Below are 26,254 nucleotides of genomic sequence, written 5' to 3'. Positions count from 1 at the left end.
GAGAGGTCGTAAGGCATGGATAATGAAAAAGGTTTACTAATTGTCTTATCAGGTCCATCTGGAGTCGGAAAAGGTACTGTCCGCAAAGAGATATTTGATGATCCGAAAACATCATACAAATATTCAATTTCAATGACGACACGTGAAATGCGTGAAGGTGAACAAGATGGCGTTGATTATTTTTTCAAGACAAAACGAGAGTTTGAGCAACTTATCGCACAAGATCAATTTATTGAGTATGCAGAATATGTAGGTAACTACTACGGTACACCTGTACAGTATGTGAAAGACACTATGGATGAAGGCTATGATGTCTTCTTAGAAATCGAAGTTGAAGGTGCGAAACAAGTACGCAAGAAATTCCCTGATGCATTATTTATCTTCCTAGCACCGCCAAGTTTAGACCACTTAAGAGAGCGTTTAGTCGGCCGCGGTACAGAATCAGACGAAAAGATTCAAAGTCGTGTGAAAGAAGCACGTAAAGAAGTGGAAATGATGAATCTTTATGACTACGTTGTGGTAAACGATGAAGTAGAACTTGCTAAAGAACGTATTCAAGCAATCGTTGCAGCCGAACATCTAAAACGTGAACGTATAGAAGCAAAGTATAGAAAAATGATATTGGAGGCCAAAAAATAATGTTATACCCACCGCTTAATCAATTAACTTCAAAAGTAAAATCAAAATATTTAATCGCAACAGTGGCAGCCAAACGCGCACGTGAATTATATGACAAAAAAGACACTGCGTTATTAGAAAAATATCACTCAGTTAAAACAGTTGGAGAAGCTCTAGAAGAGATTGCCGATGGCAAAATCACTCCAATCGAACCAGAATTAAACGAAAGTGAATTCGAAACAAAAGACTGAGTTTAAAGTGATTATATAAATTGAAAACAACCTTTAAGGCAAAAAACTGCTTTAAAGGTTGTTTTTCATTTAATAAGACATCTTCAATTGCTCCATAGAACGTTCTAACTGATCGAAATCTATAATACGTGCTTGTCTATGAAATTCTCTTCCATTATTAAAAAGAATGACGACAGGCGCAGTAAAGAGTGAGAGTTGACCAGCAGCTTCGGGAATATCATTTACAATAATTTGTGCTGCAGGTATTTCTAACTGATTTACTAATTTTTCTACTCTAGGTTGGTCTGCATGGCAGACTGAGCAACCATTCGCCATGGCATATAATAAGAATTTATTTTCTGATTCAATGCGTTGTGTAATATCGTCATATTGCTTTAAAGTCTCCATCTTCAAACCTTCTTTCTATTGTCTGTGTCGAAAGCTATCTTACGCGGATAGAGGTAGAGAATCAACTTTATTGCTTTGCAAAGCAAAGGACTTTTTTGACCTAGAGTGTTAAAATATAAAATGATTGATGAATTATGAGGCCATTTCATTTGGACTCATTTTTTAATATTAAGCCGTATACATAAAGAGAGAATAAACTTGGAGGCAAAGATTGCGATGAAGAATATTTTATTAGCAGTATCGGGTGGTATTGCAGCTTATAAAGCGATTGATTTAACAAGTAAATTAACACAAGCAGGGTATGACGTACGTGTAATGCTGACTGAACATGCACAAGAGTTTGTGACACCGCTTGCTTTCCAAGCAATCAGTCGTAATCCTGTATACACGAGTACATTTAAAGAAGAAAATCCAGCTGAAATTCAACATATAGCGTTAGGTGATTGGGCAGACGCAGTGATTATTGCGCCAGCAACTGCCAATATTATCGGTAAATTAGCAAACGGTATTGCTGACGATATGATTACTTCAACTTTATTAGCGACGACTGTTCCTAAATTTGTTGCTCCTGCTATGAATGTGCATATGTATGAAAATCCAAGAGTACAAGCGAACATGCAAGTATTGGCTGAAGATGGTTATCATTTCGCTGAACCTGGTGAAGGCTTTTTAGCCTGCGGCTATGTAGCGAAGGGCCGTATGATGGAACCATTGGATATCATTGCATTCATGCGCCAAACGATGGAACAAAATAATAATCAATCAGTCATCAATGAGAGTGATTGGTTCAATGGTAAACATGCCTTAGTTACAGCAGGACCAACGGTCGAAGTGATTGATCCTGTACGTTTTGTGTCTAATAGAGCATCAGGAAAAATGGGATATGCACTTGCTGATGCATTACAAAAGAGAGGCGCTAAAGTAACTTTAGTGAGTGGTCCAACAAGCTTAACGCCACCAGAAAATGTGGACTTTGTACCTGTAACTAGTGCGGAAGATATGTTTAACGCAGTAGTTGAACGTTTTGATGCTCAGGACTTTGTCTTTAAAACGGCTGCAGTTTCAGATTACAAACCATCAGAAAAACTGGAACATAAAATGAAAAAACAAGATGGAGATTTAACCATTTCATTTACACGAACTAAAGATATATTGAAATATTTAGGTGAGCATAAATCGCATCAAAAATTAATTGGCTTTGCAGCTGAAACACAAGATATTGAAAAATATGCAAAAGCTAAATTAGAGAAAAAGAATGCAGATGTGATTATTGCGAATAACGTAGGAGACACATCTATCGGTTTCAGTTCTGATGATAATGAAGTCACATTATACTTCAAAAATGACGAAGCAGTTAATATAGAGAAAGGTAAGAAACAGCAGCTTGCTGGAAGAATCTTAGAAGAATTAGAACGTAGGTGGAAATAATGTATGCAAAGGTAATTGTAGATGTCCCAGCTAAAAACGTAGACTTTACCTTTGACTATAAAATACCAGAGCGACTCGTACCCATTATTCAAGTTGGTGTACGAGTCGTTGTACCCTTTGGGTACAGAACCATTCAAGGGTATGTTATGGAAATAGCTGAGGAACCAGATCCAGAACTAGATCTATCTAAACTAAAAGAAATCCAAGAAATTCAAGATATTAAACCAGAACTGACACCTGAATTAGTTGATTTAAGCGCTTGGTATGGTAAATATCATGTCACGAAACGTATTTCTATTTTAGAAGCCATGTTACCAAGTGCTATTAAAGCAAGATATACCAAAGTATTTGAAATTGTAGAAGATGAATCAATACCAGATGACATTTTAAAACGCTTTAATAAAGAAGGACATTATGCTTATAAAGCTGCTCAACAAAATGGTGATTTAAAACATTTAGTTCCTTTATTAGAAGAAGGTATCGTTAGAGAAGAAACGTTACTGTCTCAAAATACAAAGAAAAAAACACAACGTGCAATACGAATAAGAGATGATCATCAACCAGATGAAGTTTTAGCAATGTTAGAACGACACCCTAAACAATATGATGTTTATGCTTACTTGCTAGATGCACAAAATAGAGATGTTCCTTTAAAAGAACTTGAAGAAGTAGGGTTATCAGCTTCAAGTGCTAAAACATTGGAACGTAATGGTTTTGTAGAGAAGTATGATGCCATAGTAGAACGTGACCCATATGCATCAAGAGTATTTGAACAAGAAGAAAAACGACAACTCACTCCAAGCCAACAAATCGCTTACGATGAGATTAAAAAGGTTATTGATGAAGAAAAACAAGAGACTTTCTTATTACATGGTGTAACAGGTTCTGGTAAAACTGAAGTTTATCTTCAAACGATAGAAGCTGTTCTAGAAAAAAATCAACAGGCTATGATGTTAGTTCCAGAAATTGCTTTAACACCACAAATGGTTTTACGTTTTAAACGTAGATTTGGTGATGAAGTTGCAGTATTGCATTCTGGTCTTTCAAAAGGCGAACGTTATGATGAGTGGCAAAAAATACGTGACGGTCGTGCACGTGTAAGTGTAGGCGCGCGTTCTAGTGTTTTTGCACCATTTAAAAATCTGGGTATGATTATTATTGATGAAGAACATGAGGCAACATATAAACAAGAAGATTATCCTCGTTATCATGCGAAAGAGATTGCATTATGGCGAGCAAAATATCATCAATGTCCATTAATTTTAGGTAGTGCGACGCCAAGTCTTGAATCATATGCACGTGCTGAAAAGGGAGTTTATCACTTATTAAGCTTACCTGATCGTGTGAATAATCAACCATTACCTGAAATTGATATTGTAGATATGCGTGAAGAATTAGCAAATGGTAACCGGTCAATGTTTTCGACAGAATTGCGAGAAGCAATTCAAGACCGTTTATCTCGCAATGAACAAATTGTACTATTCTTAAATCAACGTGGTTATTCTTCATTTATATTATGTCGAGACTGTGGTCATGTACCGCAATGTCCGAACTGCGATATTTCATTGACCTACCATAAATCTAGCGATAAATTGAAATGTCACTATTGTGGTTATGAAGAAACACCGCCTAATAAATGTCCAAACTGCGAAAGTGAACACATTCGTCAAATGGGAACTGGTACCCAACGTGTTGAAGAACTTTTAAATCGTGAATTTGAAAATGCGAAGATTATTCGTATGGACGCAGATACAACATCAAGAAAAGGTGCACATGAGAAGTTATTGAATGACTTCGGAGAAGGTAAAGGGGATATTCTGCTCGGTACTCAAATGATTGCGAAAGGGTTGGATTTCCCAAATATTACACTTGTCGGTGTATTAAACGCTGATACAATGTTGAACTTACCAGATTTTCGTTCCAGTGAAAGAACCTTCCAATTGCTGACTCAAGTAGCAGGGCGTGCAGGACGTCATGAAAAAGAAGGGAAGGTTATTATTCAAACCTATAACCCTGATCATTATGCGATACAAGATGTCCAGCTTAATGATTATTTATCGTTCTATCATAAAGAAATGAAATACAGACAAATTGGTAAGTATCCACCATACTATTTCTTGATTAACTTTACGATTTCTCACCAAAATATGAAAGAAGTTATGCAAGCAGCGGCACATGTTCATAAAATATTATTACAACACCTTACGGATCGGGCTTTGATTTTAGGACCATCACCAGCAGCTATCGCTAGAATTAATAGAGAATTTCGTTTCCAAGTTCTAGTCAAATACAAAAGTGAACCCGAATTACACAAAGCACTTCAATATTTAGATGATTACTATCATGAACGCTATCAAAAAGATAAGCTTTCATTAAAGATAGACATAAACCCTTATGTCATGATGTAAAGAATAAAATAGCATAAAATCATGGATAAGTGATAATTTAGAAAGTATTAGATGCTTTTTAGATTGTCACTTATCTTTTTATTTCCAGCCAACATCAATGTATAAGTGTAATACTTTTTGAAAGTTCTTTATTATTGCGTGCTATACAAAAAGTGGTGTAAAATAAATTAAATTATAAATGCTTATCTGCTTACGAACTTCATATAGATATACGATTAAGGATTCTTTATGAGGCACTATACTGTTAAAAGTAAGCAGTTTATCAAAGCTATAATTAATTTTCAAAAGGTGATGATGAAACGATGAAAATAGCAATCATTAGCGCAACGGGTAAACAAGGAACAATCTTAACTGAAAAAGCAAGAGAGAGAAGCCATGAAGTTACTGCGTTTGTCAGAAATCATAATAAATTACAATTTGATGTTCCATATGTAGAAAAAGACATATTAGATATTACTCGTGAAGATTTAGAAGGTTTTGATGCAGTATTCGTCGCATTTGGCGCACCAAGAGGAAAAGAAGAGTTATATATTCAAATGACTAATCATCTTATTAATATTTTAGACGGTATAGATGTAAAACTGATGTTTGTTGGTGGAACAGGTAGATTGTATATAGATGATAGTAAAACAATAAGAGTAGCGGATAATCCAAATATCCCAGAGACTGTAAAAGAATCAGCTATAAAAATGGCTGAAGCTTATGATATTCTAGCAGCACAAGACAAACTAAAAGACTGGACGTTTGTAAGTCCTGCAAGCATGTTTGATTTTAATGGTCCAGAAACCAACGATTATAAATTGGGTACTGATACAATTATTTATAACTCAAGAAATAAATCTTATGTATCGTACAGTGATTTCAGTAACGCATTTATAGATGAAGCTGAAAATGATCAATATCCAAACCAAGGTATCACAGTAGTTTCTGGTTAACTGATAATAAAAAGCAACCTCATTAAAAGCAATTTAACTTTCTATTGCTTTTAATGAGGTTTTATTATTAAGAATGCACTAACTTGTACAGGTGTATATATTTTATATAGGTAACTATAAGTTAATATCCCTTTTTTGATATTGTAATGATTATTTTCATGTATAATAAGGAATCAAGGAGTGATTTTATGATTCTGCTCAAAACGTTTATCATAGCATTTTCAGTTTTCACATTTTTATCTGCGATATTAATGTTAGCACGTAATCCGAAAACACCTAAAATTACAATGATCCTCTTAATAGTAGGAAGCTTATTGTTAGATATTGGAGCTTTAATTGCTAATTTCATACCAGCTCTAATTCTTTTAATCATTGGGTTTGCGATGATCCAAGTAGGCATAGGTATCTATCAAAAGAGAACTTTTGGGAAAATCATCTTTTTAGCACAAAGTGTAAGGTTCATTGTAAGTATATTTGTTATTGTTTTCTTTATTATTTTACAATAGTTACAATCACTATTAATAAGTTATTGAAAAGCTCATATTCAGTAAGGAACCATGAACGTTTCCTTACTAATGTGAGCTATACATATTTTTAACAGAGGGAAATTGAATAGTTTTCTAATTTCTATGTAAATTCTGTTGAAAAGTAAATAGACAATCCAACTAAAGAAGCTTATTGATTAACAACCTAATTAGTGGAATAAGTCATCTCAATGATTTAAAAATAAGAAATTGATTTATAGTTGTACTGAATTTACAATCTCTTAATAAAAAAACAAGGGTAAGCGTGAAGTGTTAAACAATTATATATGTATATTACATTTTATTTTCAATTCAAAAAAACTGTTAATAAAATTACAGTGGTAGTATATAATGATGTGAGGTGCTAAAATAATTTGAAAAAAGCTAATATATTTTACACCAAAATATGAGCTATACTACATACGTTATAAACCAAATATATAAACAGTGGAGGAAGTTATGGAAAGAAAATTTGATTTATCGAAGTTAGTTACAATTTTAAAAAACAATTTAAAGTTAATTGTGGGAATACCTTTGCTATTTTTAATAGTTAGTTTAATTCTCACATTTTTCTTTATGAAGCCTAAGTTTGAGTCTTCAACTCAGATAATTGTAAATCAAAGTCACTCAGATGAACAGTTTATGGCTCAACAAGTTCAATCAGACTTAAAATTAGTAAATACATATACTGATATTATCAAAAGTCCAAATGTTTTGAATGAAGTTGCTAAAAACAAAAAGGTTAAATATACACCTGAACAATTAAGCAAAATGGTGAATGTGCAGAATAAAACTGAATCACAAATATTGAACATTAGCGTTGTTTCTCAAAATAAAAATGATTCTAAATTAATAGCAAATGAAGTAGCTGGAGTTTTCAAAAAAAATATTAAGAAAATAATGAATGTTGATAATGTGACTATTATTTCTAAAGCTGATAAAGGAAGCCAAGTATATCCGAAACCAATTCTAAATAGTGCTTTAGCGATACTATTAGGCGTTTTTGTTGCATTATTAATTGTTCTAGTTAAAGAAATGATGGATAAGAGAATTAAGAGCGAACAAGATGTAGAAGAAATCTTAAACCTTCCAGTACTAGGTACTATAAACAAAATTAAATGAGGTGATTAAATGTTTGGAAAAAGTAAATCTAAATCAGAAAATAGTGTTTTAATTACACATGATAAACCAAAGTCTACTATTAGTGAAAAGTTTAGAGGGGTCAGATCAAATATCTTATTTTCTTCTGTGGATGAACCTATTTCTAGTATTGTAATTACATCGGAAAAGCCATCTTCGGGTAAGTCGACAATAGCAGCAAATATAGCTGTAACATATGCTCAAGCGGGTTATGATACGTTGTTAATTGATGGAGATTTAAGAAAGCCCACTACACATTATATATTTAAAAAAAATAATACTAAGGGGTTATCTTCACTTATTATAAAAAATACAACTATGTATGAAGCTATTCAAGAGACGCATGTTGATAATTTATCAATTTTGACTTCAGGACCTATCCCGCCAAATCCATCAGAATTAATAGGATCTTCAAATTTTGAAAACTTAATTAATCAATTAGAAGAAAAATTTGATTTTATAGTAATAGACTCACCTCCGGTTAATACAGTTACTGATGCTCAATTATATGCGGAAACAGTAGAAAATACATTACTTGTTATTGATACAGAAGAAAACAATCGCAATGAAATAGTTAAAGCAAAAGAGCTAATGCAAAAAGCAGGAGCTAGAATTTTAGGAGTTATTTTAAATAAAGCTCCTTTTGAAAAGAATAATAGTTCTTACTATTACTATGCTGAGGATGATGAAGTATGATAGATATTCACAATCATATCTTGCCTAGTGTAGATGACGGTTCTAGTTCTATGGATGAAACGCTTGATATGATTCTACAGGCACAAGAACAAGGAGTTACAGGAATAATAGTTACTCCCCATCATCTGCACCCGAAATACAACTTAGATTTTAAGGAAGTACAAAAACATTTAGATGAGTTAATGGCTGAAGATAATATTCAGAACACTAATATTCAATTATTTCCAGGACAAGAAATTAGAGTTACTGATGAGATATTGAAAGGAATTGAAAATGGAACTATAGAGGGATTAAATCATTCAAAATATCTATTACTAGAATTTCCATCAGGAGAAGTTCCTAATTATACTACAAGGTTATTTTTTGAAATCCAAAATTTAGGATATGTTCCCATTATTGCGCACCCAGAAAGAAATAAAGCAATAGCTAATAATCCCAATATCTTATTCGATCTAATTAATGAAGGAGCACTTAGTCAAATAACCTCTTCTTCATTAGCAGGGAATCATGGTAAGAAAATAAAAAAACTAAGCATGAATTTTATAGAACATAACTTAGTGCATTTTATTGCATCTGATGCCCATAATACAAATTCAAGACGCTTTTTGATGAACGATTTGCATCAAGATAAAAGTTTAAGGAATTTAAAAAAGGAAATAAATGATTTATTTGATAATGCCGATTGTATTATCAAGAATGAAGAGATTTTAAAAAATAAACCGCTTCAAATGAAAGAACGAAACAAGTTTTTTGGGTTGTTTTAGTCAATTAGTTTCCTTAAGTTTATTCAAATTAGCAAAAGGGTGTTAGTGGAAAATTGAAATATAAATTTTTGATATATTTATTAGGTAATGTAGTGTTTGGTTTCAGTCAATGGATTGCTATTCTTCTATTCATAAAATTCGGGACTGGACAAGAGTTAGGAGCATATACTTATTCAATCGCATTAATTGCTCCATTAATTTTACTATTTTCCTTTGGTTACAATACTATGATTGTAACTATTGACGATTTGAATAAGAATGTATATTTCTTTAGTAGATGTTTATTTAGTATGATTTTATTTTTTGTCTATTTAGTGATAATTTTTGTTAATTTTGGTTTTTCAAACCAATTTCTAGGAATGGTTATAGTTGTAGCTATTGCTAAGATATTGGAAAATGTTCTAGATATTGACTTTGCATATTTAATAAAAGCAAAGCAGCAGTATAAGGTTGGTATTTATAAGCTGTGGATGTCTGTTTTGCAAATATCGCTTTTATTAGTGTTTATGTATCTATTCAGAGAACCGTTTCTTCCGTTCCTATTTTACAGTTTGGTTTTAGTTGGTGTGATTATTTTTAAAAATAAAGATAAATTTAGAAAATGGAAAAATGTTTCTTTTGAGAGCGTCAAAGTCTCAACTGTGATCGGATTTCCCATTTCAATTACATTATTTTTATCATCATTAAACACTAATATTCCAAAATATATTTTAGAATACACTTCTAACCTTGTGTATGTAGGTATCTTCAGTAGTTTGTTAATTATTTATTCCGCTGGTAATACATTCTTTTTTTCAGTTTATAATTTTATGTTGCCTAAAATGGTGGAAAAAAAGAATGACTCTAAATACCTAAAAAAGATTTTGAGGTTAATTTTATTAAGTGGCTTAGCTATGTTTTTATTGGTGATTTTAATAACACCTTTCGTTATAGATCCAGTGATGGAATTGCTTTATAACGAAAAATTCATGAGTTTTAAAACTGAATTTGTAATAGTAATACTTGCGAGTATTTTAGTGTATTTAAGCATTCTATTTGACTTATATATTAATTCTCATAAGAAATATAAATTCAACACTAAAATTCAGATAATAAGTGTTATTGTTGTTGTAATTACAGGCTTAATGTTGATACCAAACTTTAAAATACTTGGAGCAGTAATATCATTCTTAGTATTCGCAATAACAGTTTTTGTTCTCAAATTGATTTATTCTACATTGATAATTAGGAGAGTTAAGTATGAGTAGAAAAAAATTCACGATTATGTTTGTTGTGACATCTTTAATATTATTTATAGTGTTTTTATACTATAACTTGTTGGATTTTTATGTACTTATACTTTTGAATGCAGCCATTATATTATATTTACTATCAAAAAACGGTAACTTTAAATTATTGTTATTGATTTTTGTACAATGGCTGATATACTTTCCACTTTTATTAGTACACAAATTTATTACACCAATGATTGGTTCAGGAGATGATGATTTAAGGTTTGAAGTTTTGGCTAAGTCATTTTATAACAGCTATGTTTATGGAACAGCAGTAAATGTATTCCAAGAATCTACTACTTATCCTAAATTTTTGGCATTATTCTACAGTATAGGAAAAGATCATGAGTTAACGGCTGGGTTAATAAATATTACAGTACATAGTGTGATAATAATTTTAATATATAAAATATACATTTTGGTATTTGAAAATAGTAAAGGTGCAATCTTAACAGCCACACTGTTTACAATTTATCCTGTGACGATGTTTAATACTGTTCTTACTTTAAGAGAAATAATAATCACATTATTTGTTGTGTTGTTTGTTTATTTCTTATTGAAATATCATACTGAGAGAAACATCGTACATCTGTTTATCTCTTTATTAGTCATTGGTATAGGAAGTTTATTTCACATCGGATTGATCGCGCTCTTTGTTGCTACAGGGGTATACTTTCTATTGTTTAGTGATATGTCCAAGTTTGGCAAAGTAATGATAGGAGTAACATCTTTACTTATTGTGGTTGCATTCGTACTTACAACAAGTAACTCAAAAATTACTTCTACGCTTGGTGGAGGAGAATCTCAACCTACTAATGAAATTAGGTCCACTGCACGTGCAGATTATATTACACCTCAAGAAAGTGTATCAATTAGTGGGAAAGCCAAACAAATCGTCTATTTTGTAACTAAACCGTTTCCATGGGAAGTTAGAAATTTTTCGGATATCACTGGTTTTTTCAATATATTTTTTATTTTACTTAGCTTCATTATTGCTATAGATGTATATAGAAAAACAAATAATCGAAAGATACTCATCATTTTGATAGTTGTTTTCATTTCTTATGGCTTATTCGCATTTGGTACATATAATTATGGAACAGCATTGAGACACCGTGATAAATATTCATTATTACTAATGATGTTTATATCGTATTATTTAGTTAACAGAAAGAAGGAAAAAAATTATGTTTCAAAAACTTAGAAAAATATCAGGCTTTTTGAAGATACTCCCTGTTAAATCGCGTTATACATTATTAGAACTGAACTCAATGACAAATACTAAATTTCAATTAGCAATAAGGTATATATTAGTAGCAAGTTTAGCAAAGTCAATTGGGGACAATGTTTACATTGGTAAGAATACTACTTTTAAAAATTTGAATAGAATTTCTATTGGTAACAATGTTAGTATACATGACCTTTGTTATATAGATGGATACGGTAAAATTAATATCGGTGATAATGTATCAATTGCACATAATTCGTCAATTCTAAGCACTAATCATACATGGAAAGATACAGACTTGCCTATAAAGTATAATCCAGTAGAACGAGGAAAGGTTGTAATTGGAAATGACGTGTGGATTGGTTGTGGTGTTAGATTGTTGTCTAACATATCAATTGGACAAAGATCAGTTGTTGCTGCTGGAAGTGTTGTTAATAGAGATGTAGAAAGTAATTCTGTTTATGCAGGTGTTCCTGCAAAAAAAATAAAAGATATATAAAAGGAGGATGCAATTTTGAGTAGAATTTTAATTACAGGTGCAGCCGGCTTTATAGGCTCACACTTAGCTAAGAAATTAATTTCACAAGGCCATGAAATCATTGGTGTTGATAACATTAATGATTACTATGATCCAAAGTTAAAAGAAGACAGATTGAAGTCAATTGGTGATAATAATTTCACGTTTTACAAAGTGACTTTAGAAGATGCAGATAAGTTAGAAGAAATTTTCAAGCAACAACATCCTGATGTTGTTGTTAACTTAGCTGCACAAGCAGGTGTAAGGTATAGCTTGGAAAATCCAAGAGCTTACATTGATTCAAATATTGTAGGGTTTGTTAACATTCTTGAATGCTGCAGACACTACAATATTAAACATTTAATTTATGCTTCATCTAGTTCAGTTTATGGTGCTAATACTTCTAAGCCATTTTCAACTTCAGACAACATAGATCATCCTCTAAGTTTATATGCCGCAACAAAGAAATCCAATGAATTAATGGCACACACATACAGCCATTTATACAATTTACCTACAACAGGATTAAGATTCTTTACAGTTTATGGTCCATGGGGCAGACCTGATATGGCCCTTTTCAAATTCACAAAAGCAATTGTTAATGACGAAACAATTGATGTTTATAATCATGGCAATATGATGAGAGATTTTACTTATGTAGACGATATTGTCGAAGCAATAAGTCGATTAGTTAAACGTCCAGCTCAACCAAATCCAGAATGGAGTGGAGCTAATCCAGATCCAAGTTCATCATATGCACCGTACAAAATTTATAATATCGGTAATAATAGCCCAGTAAGATTAATGGAATTTGTAGAGGCAATAGAAAATAAACTCAACAAAACAGCTAAGAAAAATTATATGGATTTACAACCCGGTGATGTTCCAGAAACTTATGCAAATGTTGATGACTTATTCCGTGATATAGATTTCAAACCAGAAACAACAATCCAAGATGGCGTAAATAAGTTTATTGATTGGTATTTAGATTATTATTCTTATAAAAACTAATAAATTTTATGTAAGGTATTGGTGTTTTTCATATATGCACATTACATTTTAATAAATGTTATTTGTTCTTCGTTTATTTTTCGATGATGAAGTCAATAGCAAATTTAAATCATAATTCACCATCAATAACTTAGAGAAATAGAAAAGGGGAATTGTTTTGGAAAGAAAGATAGCAGTTGTTGGATTAGGATATGTAGGCTTACCGGTAGCGGTAGCATTTGGAAAAAAGAATTCAGTAATCGGTTTTGATATTAATCCGAAAAGAATTAAAGAGTTAAAAGAAAATCACGATAGAACAAACGAAGTAACAACTGAAGATTTGAAAGAAACAGATGTTGAATTTACAGATAGTATTGATACTTTAAGTCAAGCTGATTTTATTATTGTAGCGGTACCAACACCAATCAATAAACATAATCAACCTGACTTAACGCCATTAATCAGCGCAAGTAAAACTGTAGGTAAAGCATTGAAAAAAGGCACGATTGTTGTATTTGAATCTACAGTATATCCTGGCGCAACTGAAGAAGAATGTGTACCAGTTCTTGAAGAGAATTCAGGTTTAAAAGCTGGAGAAGACTTCTTTGTGGGTTATTCACCAGAACGTATTAACCCTGGAGATAAAGAACATACATTTGAAACAATCACCAAAGTTGTTTCTGGACAAACACCTGAGGTATTAGATATTGTTGCTGATGTTTATGGATCAGTTGTTAAAGCTGGTGTTCATAAAGCACCATCTATCAAGGTTGCAGAAGCAGCGAAAGTTATTGAAAACACACAACGTGACGTTAATATCGCTTTAATGAATGAATTTGCGGTTATCTTCGACAAAGTAGGTATTGATACAAACGCTGTACTTGCAGCTTCAGGTACGAAATGGAACTTCTTAAACTTTAAACCAGGCTTAGTAGGTGGACACTGTATTGGTGTAGATCCTTACTACTTAACTCATAAAGCCCAAGAATTAGGTCACCATCCTGAAATTATTCTTGCAGGTAGAAGAATTAATGACAATATGTCAAAACATGTTGCTTCTAACATCATCAAAGAATTATTGAAAAAAGGCATCAATGTTCAAAATGCATCTATTAATTTATTAGGTCTTACATTCAAAGAGAACTGTCCTGACTTAAGAAATACGAAAGTCATTGATATTGTAAGAGAATTAGAAGATTATGGATTGAAAATTAATGTGAATGATGTCGAAGCGGATAATGAAACTGCTAAAGCTTTATATGATATTGATTTAGTTTCTAAAGAAAATTTACCAGAAACTGATGCATTAATTTTTGCAGTACCTCATAGAGATTATCTTGAAAATAAATCTGAGTATCTCGATTTACTTTCAGATAATGGTATTGTTTTCGATATTAAAGGCATTATTCAAGAAGATGAATTAAAAGAAAATCAAAGTATTTGGAGACTTTAAAAATAGTTTGGTTTATGTAAATTTTATTAAAGAGAAAAAGAACTGGAGGTGGGTTTGTGAAAATTATTCAAGTAGCAGCTATTGATATGACGCATATTAAATTATTGAACACCTTGAATCAACATTCAGCAAAAGAAGGCTTTGAAGTACACTGCGTAAGTAGTGAAGGTGATTATGTAGAAGAAATTAAGAAACAAGGCTTTTATTTTCATAATATACACATTGATAGAAAGATAAGCCCAGTAGGCAATCTTAAATCTGTGCTTCAAATGGTTAAACTTTTTAAATCTATTAAACCTGATATTGTACATGTGCATACACCTGTAGCTGCAGTATTAGGCAGGATTGCGGCCAAATTGGCTGGAGTACCCACTATTATATATACAGCTCATGGGTTTTATTTCCATGAAGGCATGTCAAAAAAACAATATAAATTATTTTTCAATATAGAAAAGTATATTGGTAGATTTTTCACTGATTATATTTTCACGCAAAGTAAAGAAGATTTTGATGTTGCAGTGAAAAATAAATTCTTGAGTAAGAAAAAACATGATCATTACTATCATATTAGTAATGGTATTGATTTAGGTCATGCATTCAACCTTAAATCGATTGATGATGAAAAAATTAATCAAATCAAAAAGGATTTAGGTATTCAAGAAAATGATATTGTAGTGTCATTTATTGGAAGACTTGTTAAAGAAAAAGGAATTATCGATTTGTTAGAGTCATTTAAACATTTAAAAAGTAAAAATGTTAAATATTTGATTATCGGTGATTTGCCTAAAAGTGAAAGAGACTTAGAAACAGCAAAAACACTCAACAAATATGAGGAAAATCCTAATATTATTTTTACAGGACAAGCATCTAATATCAATGAACTGCTGTACTTGAGTGATATTTTCTGTCTACCTTCATATAGAGAAGGAATGCCACGTTCAATTATTGAAGCAATGGCAATGAAAAATGCAGTTATTGCTACAAATATCAGAGGATCAAGAGAAGAAGTTGTCGAAGATGAAACAGGCTATTTAATCGATTTAAATGCGAGCAAGCAGATTGCTGATAAAGTGGATTATCTTATTGAAAATCCTATGACATTACAAGGTATGAAAGAAAATGGTTTTACACGTGCACATCAATTATATGATGAAGCTAAAGTAGCCGATAAGCAGATTGAAGTATTTAAAAAGATTGGAAATGGTGATAAAGATGTTAAAGAGAGCAATTGATTTAGCGATAGGTAGTTCAGTTTTCTTAGTGAGTGCTCCAATTTTAGTCGGTGCATCTGTTGCCATTGCCAAAAGTATGGGACGACCAGTGTTATTTAAACAACAAAGACCAGGTTTAAATGGAGAACCTTTCTATATTTATAAATTCAGAACAATGACTGATGCACGAGACGATCAAGGTGAATTATTGCCTGATGAACAAAGAATGACAAAAGTGGGCAGTTTTATTCGTAAAACTAGCATTGATGAACTACCCCAATTAATTAATGTCATAAAAGGTGATTTAAGCTTGGTAGGCCCACGTCCGTTATTAATGGAATATCTTCCTTTATATTCACAAGAGCAAAAGAAACGTCACTTGGTAAAACCTGGTATCACAGGTTGGGCACAAGTAAACGGCAGAAATGCGATTTCATGGGAAGCTAAGTTTAAATTGGATGTTTGGTATGTTGAAAACCAATCGTTCAAGTTAGATATGTATATCCTATACAAAACATTTATCAATGTTTTAAATCGTAAGGATGTAAGTGCTAAGGATCACGTAACAATGGAAAAATTCCGAGGTTCGCCGCAATGAAATCAATACTAATTATTGGTAATGGCGGACACGCTAAGGTTGTCAGAGATGTAATCGAAGCTGAAGGCATTTATAAAGTTAGTGGATATTTGGATGATAATATTGAAAAGATGTATAAAGAAAAAGATTTGATTTTCGATAATCTTAGAAATATTCAACTTTATCAAGAAAATTACTATTTTGTTATTGCAATAGGGAATAATAAAGTTAGAAATAAAATTTTCGACAAGATTAATGTGCCTATCGAAAGATTTCCAGTGTTTATTCATCCGCATGCAATTATTAGTAAAACTGCAGAAATTGGCAATGGTACCGTTGTTATGCCCGGTGCCATTGTTAATGCGGATACAGTAATAGGGAAGCATGCCATTATAAATACCGGTTCCATAGTTGAACATGATTGTTTAATAAAGGATTATACACATATTTCACCAGGAGCAGTGTTAACTGGCAATGTTTCGGTTGGTGAGAGCACGCAAGTTGGAGCAAATGCGACAGTGATTCCGAATTTGAAAGTTGGAGCACACGTTATGGTAGGCGCAGGTTCTACCGTAATTTCTAATGTAAGGGACAATGTAACGGTAGTAGGATCACCCGCAAAAGTTATTAAGGAGTAATGATGATAATGAGAGAGAGAATATTTTTATCAACACCGCATATGGGTGGGACAGAAACCCAGTACATAGAAAAAGCTTTTAAAGATAATTGGATTGCACCTTTAGGTGAAAATGTAACGGAATTTGAAAATGATGTAAAAGATTACGTAGGTGCAGATTATGCACTAGCTACAGCAAGTGGTACATCTGCTATTCATCTTGCATTGATTGAAGCAGGTGTTGCCAAAGGTGACATCGTCTTTTGTTCATCATTAACATTCTGTGCAACATCTAATCCAATTTTATACCAAGATGCTACACCAGTATTTATTGATTCAGAAATGGAATCATGGAATATGTCACCGACAGCTTTAGAAAAAGCATTTAAAATATATGAAGATAAAGGTACTTTACCTAAAGCAGTTTTAGTAGTTAATTTATATGGTCAGACAGCAGATTTTGAAAAGATATCAGAAATCTGTAAACGTTATGATGTTACTTTAATTGAAGATTCAGCAGAATCTCTTGGGTCAACTTATCACGGTAAAATGAGTGGTAGTTTTGGAGATTTAAGTATTTTTTCATTTAATGGTAATAAAATCATTACGACAAGTGGTGGGGGTATGTTGCTTTCCAACCATAAAGAATACATTGACCATGCATTATTCTTAGCAACACAAGCTAAAGATAAAGCACCATATTATCAACATAGCGAGTTAGGATTTAATTACAGATTAAGTAATATTTCAGCAGGTATTGGCCGTGGCCAAATGGAAGTTATTAATGATCGTGTGAATCGTCGACGTGACATCTTCGACATGTATTATGATGCATTAAGTGAAATTGATGGTATTAATTTCCAACCTGAATTACCAGACAGTAAATCTAATCGTTGGTTAACAGCAATGACTATTGATTCAAACAAAATTAATATTAGCGCTGCTGAGTTAATCAAAGAATTAAATGTAGAAAATATTGAAGCAAGAGCAGTATGGAAACCGATGCATTTGCAGCCACTGTATGAATCATTTGATTATGTTTATGATGAGACAGATAATGCAGAAAAATTGTTCGAAGAAGGTATTTGTTTACCATCAGGCTCAAATATGACAAATGAGCAAGTTAAAACTGTAATTGAAAGAGTAAAAGCTTATATTGAAAGCTAACAGCTAGATAGGGCGGAAAGAGGATTGGATATGTCACGAAAAAATAAAAAGAAACTATCGACACCAGTAAAATGGTTGTTGATTATTGTTGGTATTTTGTTACTCATAGCCATTATTTTTATCGGATATTTAGCTTTTAAATTATTTGGATTGAATAATTCTATTAATAGTCCGCTAGATAGAGAGAAATCAGATTTAAGAAATGAATCAGTTAAAAAAGATGGTACACCGATTTCCATTGCTTTGTTTGGTATTGACTCAGATGAAGTCAGAAAAGCTGAAGGCGGCGGAGAACGTTCTGATTCTATTATTCTTTTATCTATCAATCCTGATAAGAAGAAAACAGTTATGGTCAGTATCCCACGAGATACACGAGCAGATATTGTAGGGCATGATTCGGTAGAAAAAATCAATCATGCTTATGCATACGGCGGTCCTAATATGGCTGTAAAATCAATTGAAAAACTGATGAATGTTCCAGTCGATCATTATGCAACCATGAATATGGATGGTATTGAAGAACTTATTAATCATGTTGATGGTGTAGATGTTAGAAGTAACGCAACTTTTTCTTATAAGGGATATGACTTTGAAAAAAATGAGAAGTATCATATGAAAGGAAAAGAAGCGCGTACATTTATGACGAGCCGAAAACAAGATGGTGCTGGTGGCGACTTTGGTCGTCAAGCAAGACAACAACTTGTACTGCAAGCACTTGTTAATAAACTTGTCAGTGTAAACTCTATACCTAAAATTAATGGAATTGTAGATGCGTTAGGTGATAACGTAAAAACTGATTTATCAATTACAGAACTCAATGATTTAAGACAGAATTATGAACCTGCTAAAAAGAATGTTGAAAAGCTTCAATTAGAAGGTGACAATCAAATGTTAGATGATGGATTGTTCTATTTCCTTCCTGATGAAGCAAATAAAAAGAAAATAGAAAAAATCTATCGTGATAATTTAGGGATATAACACAAACAAAGCACATCTCACTCGCTTGAGATGTGCTTTACTGTTTGTTCTATTTACTTAATAAGTTCGTGTTCACTTCATCAAAGCCTTTGTCTGATAAGCGAACATTATTAATTTTAGTGCCGTCCCATTTACCGTCTACATATCCTTTATCAAATAAGACTTTCAAATCGTCTAAGAATGGGTCTCGATCCTTATCACAGAAATAGTTTTCTTGTAATGAATAAGAATCCTTGAAATCATTCGCTTGTTCAGGTGTCATATCAGCGTTACGTTTTTCTGTATAATATTTATACAACACCGCAACGATGAATGCCTGATCACGTGTGATATCATCCAAGAATATTCACCACCTTTAATCAATACGCGTATAAACCCTAAATTTATACAATATTAATACTTTACCCATTTTGTTTTGTTTTAAATCTTAATTTTATTAGGAATTTGTTGTTTGTTTTTGTGGATGTATCGCTTTTCTGAGTGTTTTACGATATAATGATTAGATGAATTTTTTAAGGAGTCGATGAATGTGGCAGTGAAACCTTTAGTGTCTGCATCAAGCGCAATATTGCGTCAACAAGCAGAGGATGTTAAAACGTTTGATAGTCAGTTGAAACAGTTATTATTAGATATAGAGGATACTTTATATGAAACAGAAGCATCTGCTTTGTGTGCACCACAAATTGGGGTTTCACAACAAGCAGCGATTATCGATATGGAAGCGGACGGATTACTTCAATTAATCAATCCAAGTATTGTCAGTGAATCAGAAACGAAAGTGACTGAACTAGAAGGCGATGTATCGTTTCCAGATATCTTTGGGACAGTTACACGCAGTCAAATGATTGTCGTTCAAAGTAATGATGTTGAAGGCAATACAGTAGAATTAACCGCATATGATGATATTGCACGCATGATTCTTCATATTATAGATCAATTAAATGGCGTGCCTTTTACAGATAAGATGGAAAAACAATTGACTGAAGAAGAATTGGAGGCATATTTAGAAGATGAGTAGAATTATATTTATGGGAACACCAGATTTCTCCACAAAAGTATTAGAAATGTTAATCGCGAAAGAAGATGTGATTGCGGTTGTAACACAACCAGATCGTCCAGTAGGGCGTAAGCGTGTTATGACACCGCCGCCAGTAAAAGAAGTGGCATTACAAAATGGGATTGAAGTCTATCAACCTGAAAAAATTTCACAATCAGAAGATTTACAAACATTAATTGATTTAAAACCAGACTTAATCGTGACAGCAGCATTCGGTCAAATTTTACCGAAAGCATTGTTAGATGCGCCACGTTTAGGCGCAATTAATGTGCACGCTTCATTATTACCAAAATACCGTGGCGGTGCCCCGATTCATCAAGCGATTATCGATGGCGAAAAAGAAACAGGCGTTACGATTATGTATATGGCACTAAAACTAGATGCAGGCGACATCATTTCACAACAAGCCATTGACATCGAAGCAAATGATGATGTAGGTTCTATGCACGATAAATTAAGCTTCTTAGGTGCAGATTTACTTGCGAAAACTTTACCAGACATTATTAATGGTACAAATGAACGTATTGAACAAAATGAGGAAGAGGCAACATTCGCTTCAAATATCAGTCGTGAAGATGAACGTATCGATTGGTCAAAATCTGCACAAGATATTTACAACCATATCCGTGGTTTATCACCATGGCCAGTGGCATATACAAAATTAGATGATAAAAATATGAAGTTATATCAAGCACATATAGTAGAAGGAAAAGAAGGCAAACCAGGTGAAATTATTGAAACGACAAAGAAAGCAATCATTGTCGGAACAGGTTCATCTGATGCGATTGCGTTAAGAGATATTCAATTATCAGGTAAAAAACGTATGCCGACTGCGAACTTCTTAAGCGGCTACCAAGATGACTTAGTTGGGAAGGAATTAAATTAATGCAGACAGTGAGAACACTCGCATTTGACACATTACAAGCAATTATCCAAGACAAAGCGTACAGTAACTTAAAGATTAATGAAGTTTTAAAAGAAAATGAATTGAGCCGTGCGGATAAAGGGTTATTAACAGAATTAGTCTATGGTACGTTGAAACATCAATATACACTTGATTATTATTTGAAGCCTTTCGTAAAAACGAAGATTAAAGGGTGGATGCGCCGTTTACTATGGATGAGTATCTATCAATATCAATATTTAGATAAAATCCCAGATCACGCAATTATCAATGAAGCAGTTGAAATCACTAAACAACGTGGTGGGATGCATAACAGTAAAGTTGTGAATGGTATTTTACGTAATATGATGCGCAGTGATTTACCAAACCCTGCAGATATTGAAAATGACCAACAACGTATTGCGATTATGTACAGCTTGCCTAAGTGGATTGTTAAACATTGGGTGACACACTTTGGTTTAGAAACAACCGAAGCAATTGCTCAGTCGTTGCTTGAACGACCAGGTCAAACAGTACGTGTCAATACACATAGAACAACGATTGAAGATGCGATAGCACGCTTAGAAAAAGAAGATTATGAAGTATCACAAGACAACGATATTCACTATTGTTTACATGTGTCAGGACGTCCAGTAGTAGAAAGCCGTGCATTTAAAGATGGTTATGTATCTGTCCAAGATAAAAGTTCTATGTTTGTAGCTGAAATCTTAGCACCTGTTGAAGGTGAAAATATTTTAGATGCTTGTAGTGCTCCAGGTGGTAAAGCGTGTCAGACTGCTGAATTATTAAAAGGCAGCGGTCATGTCGATGCGACGGATATCCATGAGCATAAAATTGATTTAATTGAGCATAACATTCGTAAGTTGCGTTTAAAGAATGTCACAGCGTTTCAACACGATGCGACAAAGCCATATGACGCAAAGTATGATAAAATTTTAGTGGATGCTCCATGTAGCGGTTTAGGTGTGTTACGCCATAAACCAGAAATTAAATATACACAAAATCCGGAAACGGTCGATGGATTAGTCGACTTACAGTTAGAAATTATGAATAATATTAAAGATTCTGTAAAACCGGGTGGCGTGATTGTCTATTCAACATGTACAATAGAACAGATGGAAAATGAAAATGTGATTTATACATTTTTAAAACAAAACAAAGACTTTGAATTTGAACCATTCCCACATCCTAGAACAGGAGAGGAAGTAAAGACCTTACAAATCTTACCGCAAGACTTTGACTCAGATGGTTTCTTTATTACAAAGATTAGAAGAAAGGAAAGTTAATTCATGATTACACCTCAAAAGAAGAAAAAGAATCGTTTTCTTCCTGATTTTGAAAAGCAATCAATTTATTCACTACGCTATGAAGAGATGCAAGCGTGGTTAGTCGAACATGGCCAACAGAAATTCAGAGCAAAACAAATCTTTGAATGGCTCTACGAGAAACGTGTCGATACAATCGACGAAATGACAAACTTATCTAAAGACTTGCGCGCATTATTAAAAGACAACTTTACAATCACGACTTTAGAAACTGCCGTTAAACAAGAAAGTCGTGATGGGACAATCAAGTTCTTATTTGAATTACAAGACGGTTATACAATTGAAACTGTGTTGATGCGCCATGAATATGGTAATTCTGTCTGTGTAACAACACAAGTAGGTTGCCGTATCGGATGTACATTCTGTGCGTCTACACTCGGCGGATTGAAACGTAACCTAGAAGCAGGAGAAATCGTAGCCCAAGTGCTTACTGTTCAAAAAGCCTTAGATGCGACAGATGAGCGTGTCTCTTCAATCGTAATTATGGGTATTGGTGAACCATTTGAGAACTATGATGAAATGATGGACTTCTTAAAAATTGTAAACCACGACAATGGTTTAAATATTGGAGCGCGTCATATCACTGTTTCAACATCAGGCATTATCCCTAAAATTTATGATTTCGCAGATGAAGAAATCCAAATCAATTTTGCGGTCAGCTTACATGCGGCGAACGATGAAATTCGTTCTAAATTAATGCCGATCAACCGTGCATATTCAATTGATAAATTAATGGAAGCTATTCAGTACTATCAAGAAAAAACGAATCGTCGTATTACGTTTGAGTATGGTTTATTCGGCGGTGTAAACGATCAGCTTACACATGCGAGAGAACTGGCACATTTAATTCAAGGTTTGAACTGTCATGTCAACTTGATTCCAGTGAACCATGTGCCTGAAAGAAATTACGTGAAGACATCTAAAGAAGATATCTTTAAGTTTGAAAAAGAACTCAAACGTTTAGGTATTAATGCGACAATCAGACGTAACCAAGGCTCAGATATCGATGCCGCATGCGGACAATTAAGAGCGAAGGAACGTCAAGTAGAAACGAGGTAGGAACCTATGTTAAATGCACAATTTTTTACAGACACAGGACACCATAGGGAAAAGAACGAAGATGCTGGCGGCATCTTCTACAACATGACTGATCAACAGCTGTTGGTTTTATGCGACGGCATGGGCGGACATAAAGCAGGCGAAGTTGCGAGTCAATTCGTAGTCAACCGCTTCCAAGAACTCTTCGAACAAGAAAACCTTGTCGAAGAATCTCAAGCGGAAGAATGGCTGCGCAGCACCCTGCAGCTCATCAACCGAGAGCTCTATAACTACGCCGCAGCTAACGAAGATTTCAGAGGCATGGGCACCACTGCAGTGGTCGCCCTGATTTACGATAAGCGCGTCATCATCGCCAACATCGGCGATTCCCGTGCCTATCTCATCAACAGCCGTGAAATCGAACAAATCACAAGCGACCATTCCTTTGTCAATCATCTCGTGATGACAGGACAAATCACCGAAGAAGAAGCCTTTACGCATCCACAACGTAATATCATTACCAAAGTGATGGGTACAGATAAATTCGTAGTCGCAGATATCTATGTGAAACGTTTGAACTTCAATGATTACTTATTATTAAATTCAGACGGCTTAACAGACTTTGTCCGTCCGCATTTAATTCAAGAACAATTGAATCAAGATTTACCGCTAGAAGCACAAGGTCAAGCCTTATTAGATTTAGCACAAGCCTATGATTCAACCGATAACGTCAGCTTCGTATTGGCAGAAATAGAAGGTGACCGCGTATGATGATTGGTTCAACTATCAGCGAACGTTATAAAATCATAGAATTCTTAGGTGGAGGCGGCATGAGTAATGTCTACCTCGCTGAAGATTTGATCTTAGAAACTAAAGTTGCGGTCAAAATGATTCATATTGCGCCACATGAAAAAGAAGACATGGTGAGACGATTTGAACGTGAAGTGCATAATACATCTCGTCTCTCTCATGATAATGTTGTCAGTGTCAAAGATGTCGGAGAAGACCACGAATATTTCTACTTAGTGATGGAATATATCGAAGGTCCGACACTCTCCGAATATATAAAAACACATGGTCCTTTAAGTATTGAAACAGCGGTTAACTTCGCACAACAAATACTTGAAGGCATTCAACATGCACATGAAATGGGTATCGTACATAGAGACATTAAACCTCAAAATATTTTAGTAGACCGACATAAGACATTAAAAATCTTAGACTTCGGTATTGCTAAAGCGTTAAGTGAAACAGCCATGACCCAAACCAGCCATGTGCTCGGTACTGTGCAATATCTTTCACCTGAACAAGCGAAAGGTGAATCAACAGACAAACGTACGGATATTTATTCAATCGGGATTGTCTTATATGAAATGTTAGTCGGTGAACCGCCATTCACTGGAGAAACAGCTGTCAGTATCGCAATCAAACATATTCAAGACCAAATGCCGAATCCGACAGATATCCGTTCTAATATCCCGCAAGCACTCAGCAACGTGATTTTAAAAGCGACTGAAAAAGATAGAGACAAACGTTATCAAGATATTGAAAGTATGCAACGTGATTTAAGCAGTGCGTTAGAAAAATGTCGTGAAGATGAAACACCTTATGTTTCAGATGAAGCAGATACTAAAACCATCGCGATTGATAAAGCAGCAATCGCAAAAGAAACTAAAGATAATGAACCGATTCATCAAACAATGGAAATTCCAATTGTGAATCAACAACGTTTCCAAAGTACAGAAGGTCCTGTTTATGAAGTACCTAAAAAACGTCGGTCTAAAAAGAAAAAGTTCTTCTTTGCGTTAATTTTCGCGTTATTGTTAATCAGTCTTATCAGCTTTATTGCGTACGGCTTATTAGGAAATAAATATATCGAAACTCCAGACTTGCGCGGTAAAACAGAAGCACAAGCTGAACAGATTTTAAAAGAACATCATATTAAAGTAGGCAAAACAAAACGGGCTTATAGTGATAAGTATCAAGAAAATCAAATTATCACAACAGATCCTGCACCAGGTGAGCGTGTAGAAGAACATGGCACCGTAAATATCGTGTTATCTAAAGGTCCGCAAAAAGCACAAATGCCTAACTTATACGGTACAAGTAAAACGGAAGCATTGAAGCTATTAGATGAACTTGGTTTCAAACATATCTCAGTAGAACAAGCATACTCTAAGACTAAATTAGAACGTGGTTTGATTGAAAACCAAAATATAGCGGCTGATACCGAAGTACCGATTAATGATACACATATCGTACTGACTGAATCTTTAGGTGTGAAACAAGTGTATGTCAAAGATTATACAGGTGAAAGCTATGATAAAGCAGAAAAAGAACTGCAAGATAAAGGCTTGAAACCAGTGAAAGAAAAAGAAGTACACAGTGATAAAGTCGAAAAAGGCAAGATTATTTCGCAATCACCTAAGAGTAAATCTATTGATGAGGATTCTACAGTAATGTTTGTCGTATCATTAGGAAAAGATGATGGTAAAGATGAAGATAAAGGTGATGACAATCCATCAGTCAAAGATGTAACACAAACGGTTCAAGTACCATATTCTGGTGAAGATAAAGAACGTCAGAAAGTAGAAGTCTTTGTCAGAGATAAAGACCATGACGGTTCTTCAGCAGTTCAAACGTTTCATATCAACAGCAACCGTTCGATTTCAATCCCATTAAAAATTGAAAAAGGCAAAACTGCTGGTTATACGGTACGTGTAGACGATAAAATTGTCGCAGATAAAGACGTCGCATATGACTAAAACATT

At 33.6% G+C, this 26,254-nt stretch carries 27 protein-coding genes; 25 read left to right on the top strand and 2 right to left on the bottom strand.

Annotated elements, in window-relative coordinates; translation table 11 throughout:
- Positions 1-15: 15 nt before the first annotated feature.
- Positions 16-639 (top strand): guanylate kinase, encoded by a 624-nt coding sequence (gene gmk / locus KRR19_RS00420; protein ID WP_002480629.1) that lies wholly within the window; start codon positions 16-18, stop codon positions 637-639.
- The gene (rpoZ, locus tag KRR19_RS00415) at positions 639-869 is read left to right on the top strand and encodes a DNA-directed RNA polymerase subunit omega (RefSeq protein WP_002480630.1); all 231 of its coding nucleotides are present in this window, start codon (positions 639-641) and stop codon (positions 867-869) included. The genes gmk and rpoZ overlap by 1 nt, the downstream gene beginning before the upstream one ends.
- A gap of 69 nt (positions 870-938) precedes the next feature.
- Here rpoZ and KRR19_RS00410 read toward each other — a convergent pair whose 3' ends face one another.
- On the bottom strand, positions 939-1,256 hold the full coding sequence (locus KRR19_RS00410) for a thioredoxin family protein (RefSeq protein WP_156666848.1): 318 nt from the start codon (positions 1,254-1,256) through the stop codon (positions 939-941).
- Positions 1,257-1,472: 216 nt separating this feature from the next.
- Here KRR19_RS00410 and coaBC point away from each other — a divergent pair, with 216 nt between their 5' ends.
- The 17 genes from coaBC (at position 1,473) to KRR19_RS00325 (ending at position 19,159) form a co-directional block, all read left to right on the top strand.
- A complete protein-coding gene (gene coaBC, locus KRR19_RS00405; RefSeq protein ID WP_156666847.1) occupies positions 1,473-2,684 on the top strand; it encodes a bifunctional phosphopantothenoylcysteine decarboxylase/phosphopantothenate--cysteine ligase CoaBC in 1,212 nt (403 codons plus the stop codon).
- Entirely contained in the window at positions 2,684-5,092 is a 2,409-nt protein-coding gene (priA, locus tag KRR19_RS00400; protein WP_060803943.1) for a primosomal protein N', read from the top strand. The genes coaBC and priA overlap by 1 nt, the downstream gene beginning before the upstream one ends.
- 302 nt (positions 5,093-5,394) lie before the next feature.
- On the top strand, positions 5,395-6,027 hold the full coding sequence (locus KRR19_RS00395) for an NAD(P)-dependent oxidoreductase (RefSeq protein ID WP_156666846.1): 633 nt from the start codon (positions 5,395-5,397) through the stop codon (positions 6,025-6,027).
- A gap of 188 nt (positions 6,028-6,215) precedes the next feature.
- The gene (locus tag KRR19_RS00390; RefSeq protein WP_023015733.1) at positions 6,216-6,533 is read left to right on the top strand and encodes a hypothetical protein; all 318 of its coding nucleotides are present in this window, start codon (positions 6,216-6,218) and stop codon (positions 6,531-6,533) included.
- A 477-nt stretch (positions 6,534-7,010) separates the two neighbouring features.
- Positions 7,011-7,673 carry a Wzz/FepE/Etk N-terminal domain-containing protein gene (locus tag KRR19_RS00385; RefSeq protein WP_103363841.1) on the top strand — a complete coding sequence of 221 codons (663 nt, stop codon included), beginning with the start codon at positions 7,011-7,013 and terminating at the stop codon, positions 7,671-7,673.
- Positions 7,674-7,682: 9 nt separating this feature from the next.
- Complete coding sequence (locus tag KRR19_RS00380; RefSeq protein WP_119563961.1) at positions 7,683-8,387, top strand: polysaccharide biosynthesis tyrosine autokinase; 705 nt, start codon at positions 7,683-7,685, stop codon at positions 8,385-8,387.
- Entirely contained in the window at positions 8,384-9,151 is a 768-nt protein-coding gene (locus KRR19_RS00375) for a tyrosine-protein phosphatase (protein WP_103363842.1), read from the top strand. Before KRR19_RS00380 ends, KRR19_RS00375 begins: the two co-directional genes overlap by 4 nt.
- Positions 9,152-9,204: 53 nt before the next feature.
- Positions 9,205-10,398, top strand: coding sequence for a lipopolysaccharide biosynthesis protein (locus tag KRR19_RS00370; RefSeq protein ID WP_119563963.1), 1,194 nt, complete (start codon positions 9,205-9,207; stop codon positions 10,396-10,398).
- Entirely contained in the window at positions 10,391-11,626 is a 1,236-nt protein-coding gene (locus tag KRR19_RS00365; protein ID WP_103363845.1) for a glycosyltransferase family 39 protein, read from the top strand. Before KRR19_RS00370 ends, KRR19_RS00365 begins: the two co-directional genes overlap by 8 nt.
- The gene (locus KRR19_RS00360; protein WP_103363846.1) at positions 11,610-12,149 is read left to right on the top strand and encodes an acyltransferase; all 540 of its coding nucleotides are present in this window, start codon (positions 11,610-11,612) and stop codon (positions 12,147-12,149) included. The genes KRR19_RS00365 and KRR19_RS00360 overlap by 17 nt, the downstream gene beginning before the upstream one ends.
- A gap of 15 nt (positions 12,150-12,164) precedes the next feature.
- A complete protein-coding gene (locus KRR19_RS00355; RefSeq protein WP_242543457.1) occupies positions 12,165-13,178 on the top strand; it encodes an NAD-dependent epimerase in 1,014 nt (337 codons plus the stop codon).
- Positions 13,179-13,335: 157 nt separating this feature from the next.
- Positions 13,336-14,610 carry a nucleotide sugar dehydrogenase gene (locus KRR19_RS00350; protein WP_216733389.1) on the top strand — a complete coding sequence of 425 codons (1,275 nt, stop codon included), beginning with the start codon at positions 13,336-13,338 and terminating at the stop codon, positions 14,608-14,610.
- A gap of 56 nt (positions 14,611-14,666) precedes the next feature.
- Positions 14,667-15,842: a glycosyltransferase family 4 protein gene (locus KRR19_RS00345; RefSeq protein WP_156666907.1), complete on the top strand. Its 1,176-nt coding sequence runs from the start codon at positions 14,667-14,669 to the stop codon at positions 15,840-15,842.
- Positions 15,823-16,419, top strand: coding sequence for a sugar transferase (locus tag KRR19_RS00340; protein WP_156666908.1), 597 nt, complete (start codon positions 15,823-15,825; stop codon positions 16,417-16,419). The genes KRR19_RS00345 and KRR19_RS00340 overlap by 20 nt, the downstream gene beginning before the upstream one ends.
- Positions 16,416-17,036: an acetyltransferase gene (locus KRR19_RS00335; protein WP_002480640.1), complete on the top strand. Its 621-nt coding sequence runs from the start codon at positions 16,416-16,418 to the stop codon at positions 17,034-17,036. Before KRR19_RS00340 ends, KRR19_RS00335 begins: the two co-directional genes overlap by 4 nt.
- A gap of 2 nt (positions 17,037-17,038) precedes the next feature.
- Entirely contained in the window at positions 17,039-18,181 is a 1,143-nt protein-coding gene (locus KRR19_RS00330) for a DegT/DnrJ/EryC1/StrS family aminotransferase (RefSeq protein ID WP_275114328.1), read from the top strand.
- Positions 18,182-18,211: 30 nt separating this feature from the next.
- The gene (locus KRR19_RS00325; protein WP_103363852.1) at positions 18,212-19,159 is read left to right on the top strand and encodes an LCP family protein; all 948 of its coding nucleotides are present in this window, start codon (positions 18,212-18,214) and stop codon (positions 19,157-19,159) included.
- A 49-nt stretch (positions 19,160-19,208) separates the two neighbouring features.
- Here KRR19_RS00325 and KRR19_RS00320 read toward each other — a convergent pair whose 3' ends face one another.
- Entirely contained in the window at positions 19,209-19,499 is a 291-nt protein-coding gene (locus KRR19_RS00320; RefSeq protein WP_156666372.1) for a hypothetical protein, read from the bottom strand.
- A 189-nt stretch (positions 19,500-19,688) separates the two neighbouring features.
- Between KRR19_RS00320 and KRR19_RS00315 the strand changes: the two genes are divergently transcribed.
- Genes KRR19_RS00315 through pknB form a run of 6 tightly spaced genes read left to right on the top strand, consistent with a single transcriptional unit; the run spans position 19,689 to position 26,248 of the window.
- Positions 19,689-20,177, top strand: coding sequence for a peptide deformylase (locus tag KRR19_RS00315; protein ID WP_060803484.1), 489 nt, complete (start codon positions 19,689-19,691; stop codon positions 20,175-20,177).
- The gene (gene fmt / locus KRR19_RS00310; protein WP_216733387.1) at positions 20,170-21,102 is read left to right on the top strand and encodes a methionyl-tRNA formyltransferase; all 933 of its coding nucleotides are present in this window, start codon (positions 20,170-20,172) and stop codon (positions 21,100-21,102) included. Before KRR19_RS00315 ends, fmt begins: the two co-directional genes overlap by 8 nt.
- Positions 21,102-22,406, top strand: coding sequence for a 16S rRNA (cytosine(967)-C(5))-methyltransferase RsmB (gene rsmB, locus KRR19_RS00305; RefSeq protein ID WP_156666370.1), 1,305 nt, complete (start codon positions 21,102-21,104; stop codon positions 22,404-22,406). The genes fmt and rsmB overlap by 1 nt, the downstream gene beginning before the upstream one ends.
- 3 nt (positions 22,407-22,409) lie before the next feature.
- Positions 22,410-23,504 carry a dual-specificity RNA methyltransferase RlmN gene (gene rlmN / locus KRR19_RS00300; protein ID WP_002480652.1) on the top strand — a complete coding sequence of 365 codons (1,095 nt, stop codon included), beginning with the start codon at positions 22,410-22,412 and terminating at the stop codon, positions 23,502-23,504.
- A 6-nt stretch (positions 23,505-23,510) separates the two neighbouring features.
- Positions 23,511-24,254 carry a Stp1/IreP family PP2C-type Ser/Thr phosphatase gene (locus KRR19_RS00295; RefSeq protein WP_156666369.1) on the top strand — a complete coding sequence of 248 codons (744 nt, stop codon included), beginning with the start codon at positions 23,511-23,513 and terminating at the stop codon, positions 24,252-24,254.
- Positions 24,254-26,248: a Stk1 family PASTA domain-containing Ser/Thr kinase gene (pknB, locus tag KRR19_RS00290; protein WP_156666373.1), complete on the top strand. Its 1,995-nt coding sequence runs from the start codon at positions 24,254-24,256 to the stop codon at positions 26,246-26,248. Before KRR19_RS00295 ends, pknB begins: the two co-directional genes overlap by 1 nt.
- Positions 26,249-26,254 lie beyond the last annotated feature (6 nt).

The sequence above is a fragment of the Staphylococcus sp. CWZ226 genome, assembly GCF_018986355.1.
Lineage (GTDB): Bacteria > Bacillota > Bacilli > Staphylococcales > Staphylococcaceae > Staphylococcus > Staphylococcus simulans.
The sequence above is the reverse complement of the archived record's forward strand: the minus strand, read 5'-3'. Positions and strand labels throughout refer to the sequence as shown.